This is a genomic window from Candidatus Methanocrinis alkalitolerans (assembly GCF_029167205.1).
GTDB classification, from domain to species: domain Archaea; phylum Halobacteriota; class Methanosarcinia; order Methanotrichales; family Methanotrichaceae; genus Methanocrinis; species Methanocrinis alkalitolerans.
Window position 1 is genome coordinate 1 of sequence record NZ_JARFPL010000070.1, and the last position, 5,399, is coordinate 5,399.

Annotated in this window: 5 protein-coding genes; 4 read left to right on the forward strand and 1 reads right to left on the reverse strand. The window is 50.2% G+C overall.

Annotated features, from left to right (window positions below):
- Positions 1-207: 207 nt before the first annotated feature.
- From P0O24_RS12230 to P0O24_RS12235, 3 genes are all read left to right on the forward strand, one after another.
- Positions 208-2,064 carry a glycoside hydrolase family 15 protein gene (locus P0O24_RS12230; protein ID WP_316970033.1) on the forward strand — a complete coding sequence of 619 codons (1,857 nt, stop codon included), beginning with the start codon at positions 208-210 and terminating at the stop codon, positions 2,062-2,064.
- Between the two features lie 264 nt (positions 2,065-2,328).
- A complete protein-coding gene (locus tag P0O24_RS12600) occupies positions 2,329-2,442 on the forward strand; it encodes a C2H2-type zinc finger protein (protein ID WP_394356789.1) in 114 nt (37 codons plus the stop codon).
- Positions 2,443-2,561: 119 nt separating this feature from the next.
- Positions 2,562-2,906, forward strand: a complete 345-nt coding sequence (locus P0O24_RS12235; protein ID WP_316970034.1) for a DUF1622 domain-containing protein — start codon at positions 2,562-2,564, stop codon at positions 2,904-2,906.
- Positions 2,907-2,934: 28 nt separating this feature from the next.
- On the opposite strand, the gene P0O24_RS12240 is transcribed toward P0O24_RS12235, so the two are convergent.
- Positions 2,935-4,371 (reverse strand): dihydrolipoyl dehydrogenase, encoded by a 1,437-nt coding sequence (locus tag P0O24_RS12240; RefSeq protein ID WP_316970035.1) that lies wholly within the window; start codon positions 4,369-4,371, stop codon positions 2,935-2,937.
- Between the two features lie 251 nt (positions 4,372-4,622).
- Between P0O24_RS12240 and P0O24_RS12245 the strand changes: the two genes are divergently transcribed.
- Positions 4,623-5,048 carry a CBS domain-containing protein gene (locus P0O24_RS12245; protein ID WP_316970036.1) on the forward strand — a complete coding sequence of 142 codons (426 nt, stop codon included), beginning with the start codon at positions 4,623-4,625 and terminating at the stop codon, positions 5,046-5,048.
- Positions 5,049-5,399 lie beyond the last annotated feature (351 nt).

Genomic DNA, 5,399 nt, shown 5'->3' on the forward strand with positions numbered 1-5,399 from the left:
ACGCCCATCAGTCTCTGCACGAAGCTTTTCCGGTAGCTCCTCAGTATTTTGTATAGTTACAATATCTCCCTTCATAAGATCTATTTTGTCTGTTCTATTATATCAATTTAGTCGTAAGACTATAATATCGACAAATGGCTTCAAGTGAGGGACATATATTTTCCTCACGTCGGCCAGGAAAATCACCTCCTCGGTCATGCTCAGAGGGTGGGCGTCTACGTCGAAGGCCGGCTCTCCTGGATCAACGAAGAGGGCTGGGAGAGAAGTTTAGGCTATAAAAACGACACGTTGGTCACCGAGAACAAGGCAACGAACGGAGATCTCGGCGTCGATCTTTTGCTCGAGGAGAACGTATTCTGTGAGGCAGATATTTTCCTGAGAAAGATCACCATCAGAAACCTCGAAGATAGTGATAGAGAATTCCGGGTCTTCTTTCACAACGATTTCCATCTCTACGGCGATGGCATCGGCGATACTGCAGTCTATCAGATGGACCACAATGTAGTGGTGCACTACAAGAGGGCCAGATACTTCTTGATCGGGGTTCTGAAATCCGGAGAGGGTGGAAGTTCGAAGAGCGATCTTGACGACTACGCCATAGGGCTTGCCGAAAGCGATGGCTTTGAGGGCACTTTTCGAGATGCCGAAGACGGAGTCCTGTCCAAAAATCCAGTGACCCAGGGAAGGGTGGACTCGACGGTGGGTGTAGTCCTGCAAATTCCGGCAGAGGGGGAAGAGACGATCTACTACTGCATGACCGCAGGTATGAATTTCAAAGAAGTCTATAAGTTGAACAATTTGATCCTGGAAGAGGGGCCAGAGGCCTTAATGCAACATGCGGAAGGCTGCCAAAGATCCTGGGTGAACGATACCACCACCGATCTCTCCGGGTTGGACGAGGATCTGGCCAGCCTATACAGGAGATCCCTTCTGATCATCAAGACGCAGACGGACTCAGATGGGGCCATCTTGGCCGCAAACGACTCAGATAACACGGTATTCAACAGGGACACCTATAGCTATATGTGGGCCCGGGATGGCGCTCTCGCCTCCCTAGCCATGATCAGAGCCGGATTTCCAGGCTTCGCCAAGCCCTTCTTCAGATTTTGTAAGGACGTTCTCTGGTGGACGGGATGCCTGCTTCACAAGTACAACCCCGACGGAACTCTGGGCAGCAGCTGGCATCCCTGGGTGGAAGATGGCGCTCCAGCTCTGCCCATACAGGAGGACGAGACGGCTCTTGTGATCTATGCGCTATGGGAGTATTACCGATCGACAGAAGATCTGGAGTTCATCAGGGAGGTGTACGATCCCCTGGTCAAGAAAGCGGCCGAGTTCATGAACGACTATCGCTATCCAAATGGCATGCCCATGAAGAGCTACGACCTCTGGGAGGAGGATAGGGGCGTCTTCGCCTTTACAGCCTCGGCGGTCTATGCAGGCCTGAACGCGGCCGAAAATCTGGCCCAGCTCTTCGGAGACACCACAATCTGCGAGCTCTGCAAATTAGGCTATGGTGAGATAAAGGATCTGATCTTGAGCGAGCTATACGATCCGAAGGAGAGGACAATCCTCCGCGGGCTAAAATATGAGGGGAGGGACGTTCATAAAAAGAGGCTTGACTATACTGTGGACAGCAGCGTTTACGCCATCTTCGAGTTCGGAGTTCTGCCCGCCGATGATCCGAGGGTGGTCAGGACCATGGAAAATGTGGAGCAGAAGCTCTGGGTAGACGGAATAGGCGGCCTTGCCAGATATCAGGGCGACCTGTATAGAAGGCAGGTGCACGAAGGAGTCGGAAACCCCTGGCCGATCTGCACCCTATGGCTTGCCAAATGGTATATCGCCCAGGCGAAGGGAGACGAAGATCTGAGAAGAGCTTATGATCTCATCAGATGGGCTGCAGATTGCTCCTTGGAGACGGGTATCATGCCTGAGCAGGTCCATCCGATTACAGGAGAGTCGGTGTCTGTCGCGCCTTTGACCTGGAGTCATGCCGAGTTTATCGATGCCGTCACCAATTTCATTGAAAAAAAGGTTGAACTTGGAATCGATCTTTCTTGATGCTGATACATGGGTCATCGGTTAAGGAGTTTAAGCTACACAATATTGCCATTTTTCACACGAATTATGCATCATCTAGGATTGATCCGATTTCAAGACTGACTTGCTGTAGCCCCTTTGACCAAGCCAATCTCACCGTACTTGCTACCGAGATCGCTGCCTCATCGCGATTCTTCTCTTAACCGATGACCAGTGGATGCTGATATAGAGACGGACCGAAAGATAGAAAAACCTTGAAGTAAAAGTAAATTAAGAGGTGAGATCATAGCCGAGGAGTTTAAGTGCGAGATCTGTGGTAAGACATTTGCGACCAAAGAAGAGATGATGAAACACGCAAGAGAGATGCATAAAGAGATGAAGAAGGCCGAAGAGAAGTGACAAATCATCGAATACATCGGATATATTCTATTTTTTATAATACTAATTTCGATTCGATGATGATCACATCCTTTCGAGAACAGAGATAAGAAAGTTATATTTTTATGAGAGATCTGTTTTTGACCATCCCGGTGTGGATCGAGGCGGCCAGCTTACTTTTGCAGATCTTTGGAGTGGCGGTAATACTTCTGGGCATTACGGCGGCAACTATCGGATATCTTCAAAGCAGGATGAAGCAGAAAGACTCTTCAGAGGTTCAGGATCTTCTGAGGATCAAGATCGGCAAGACTCTGCTCCTGGGCCTGGAGATACTGGTAGCAGCCGACATAATCAAGACAGTTACGATCGAACTCAATCTGATCCACCTCACAAGCCTCGGTCTATTGATCGTCATCCGGACTATGCTGAGCTGGGCTTTACATGTGGAGGTCGAGGGACGTTGGCCCTGGAAGGGGGAGGGATAGATGAACGGTGACGTTCGACCCCGAGTTCTCATTCAGAACTTGCGATCTGAGAACTCCTCTCTTCCTTCTCGGCATGATGGTGGGGATGCTCCAGATCCGCGAAGGCGTTGTAAAGGACCTCATTTGTGGTGGGATGAATAACCTGGGATCTGATAAGCGGCATCAAATCCTGATACTCGGTATTCATCATGTAAACCACCTGCTGCACCAGAGCCGGGGCCTCGGAGCCCACGACGGAGACTCCCAGAATCTTCCCCGTATCTTCTTCGACCACCGCCTTGACAAATCCCTTCTCCTCGGCCATGGCGATGCCTTTGGCGGCATCGATGTACCTCGCTCTTCCCACCAGGATCTCGTATCCCGCCTCCGAAGCCTCCGATTCGGTCATCCCAACGGCGGCCACAGTCGGATAGGTGAAGACCGCGTGGGGTACAGCGTGGTAATCGACCGCCTCTCGATCCTCTTTGCCCCCGGCCTTTAACATGTTATGGGATACCACGTCCGCTTCGTAGTTGGCGGTATGGCGGAACATATGCTTTCCAGTGGCGTCGCCGATCGCCCATATTCCGGGCTTTGCGGTCTGTAAATACTCGTCCACGACGATCCATCCCCCGGAGTCGGTCTTTAATCCGGTCATTTCGGGCTTGAGGAGATCTGAGTTGGACTTCCTCCCGACGGCCATCAGTATCTCCTCCGCCTCAAGCTCGACTCTGGACTCGTCCTCGATATTCCGGGCGTAAACCAGCTTTTTTTCGCCGGCCTTCTCCACTCTGGAAACTTCGTGGCCGGTGTATACAGCCATCTTCTCCGAGAGGGCACTCTTGACGATGGAGGATATCTCCGGATCTTCGTTGGGAAGAAGGTTGGGATTTCTTCCGATCAGGGTGACTATAGTTCCCACCGCGGAGAAGAAATGGGCATACTCGCATCCTACATATCCACCGCCTACGATGATGATGCTTTCGGGCAACCTATCCAGATCGAGGAGGGAGACGTTGTCTATGAACCCCGCCTCTTTGAGGCCCGGGATGGGCGGAATAAGGGACCTTGCACCGGACGCTATTACAATATTTGGGGCGGTCAGGGTGAAGTGTCCGGATTTGAGGGTGTAATCGCCCACAAACTCTGCCGTTTCCCGATACCAGGTCAGATTCTCCTCAGATCTTATCTGCTCCTCCATATCCGAACGAGTCTTGCCGATCACCGAATGGGTGCGATCCATAATCTTTTTGATGTCAATCCGGTCTATATGACCCTCGATCCCGACGGCCCTGGCATCTTCCAGGGTCCTGATGACGTCTGCGGGATAGATCAGCATCTTCGAAGGGATGCAACCGGTGTTGAAACAGGTTCCGCCCGGAGGTCCGTGCTCCATCAGAGCCACCCGCTTCTCTTCTTTGAGAGCGTCAGATGCTACACTTAGCCCCGCCCCCGCGCCTATTACGATCAGATCGAATTTTTCCATCTGTACCACACTATCCAGAAGATGATTGATCAACTGTTGTTGTTTTTCTTTTATATAAGCATTTTGATAAGATTCTTCAAAATCCGTTACATTAATTTTATATAAATTTATGATAGGCCATTTTTTATATCCAATTTTGGGCAAAGAAGGGCCTTTATGGGATAATTCGCCGTTTTAGTCCCGGAAAAATATCGCCTTGAAAATCGAAAGTTATTTATCAGATCTCCGAGAACTAGTTAAGGGGGATTTTTATGAAAGTAGAAGAGAAGATGACGAAAACCCTGGCATTCGTCGACGTTTCGGCAACAGCTGAAGAGGCCGCCAAAAAGATGCAGTCCGAAAAAGTGGGCACAGTCCTGGTTAGTGATAATGAAATGCTCGGCGTGCTTAAAGGCCTTGTCACCGATAGACAGATAGTTACAAAGGTGGTGGCAGCCGGGAAGAACCCCTCTGAGGTAAAGGTCGCCGATTTCATGACCAAGGACCCTGCAACGATCTCGCCAGACGCGGATATCCATGAAGCAGGAAAGATCATGGGTGAATACGGCTATCGAAGGCTTCCCGTAGTCCAGGAAGGAGAACCTGTTGGAATAATCTCGATCGCCGATCTCGCAGAACATGCCAAGACCTGCAATCTTTGCACTCAGAACATTATGAATGAGCTCCAAAGACCCTGAGCACTTCAAAAGGCGGAGAAGCTACTCGGTCATTTGCCATTTAGGGAATGCGGAGGGTCGCGAATACCCTAACTTTAAGTCAGGGATGAAGTGAACCCTCGCTCTTTTTGTCGAACCGGGCCCCACGCAATTTGATTTTTCTGGTTCTTCTTTTTCTTCTTAAGTTTAGTTGGTTCTTCAAGCATAGGAGTTACGCAGTTGACGGGAGACCTGAGAGTCAAATGCATCGGTCATCGGTTAAGAGAAGAATCGCGATGAGGCAGCGATCTCGGTAGCAAGTACGGTGAGATTGGCTTGGTCAAAGGGGCTACAGCAAGTCAGTCTTGAAATCGGATCAAATCTAGATGACGC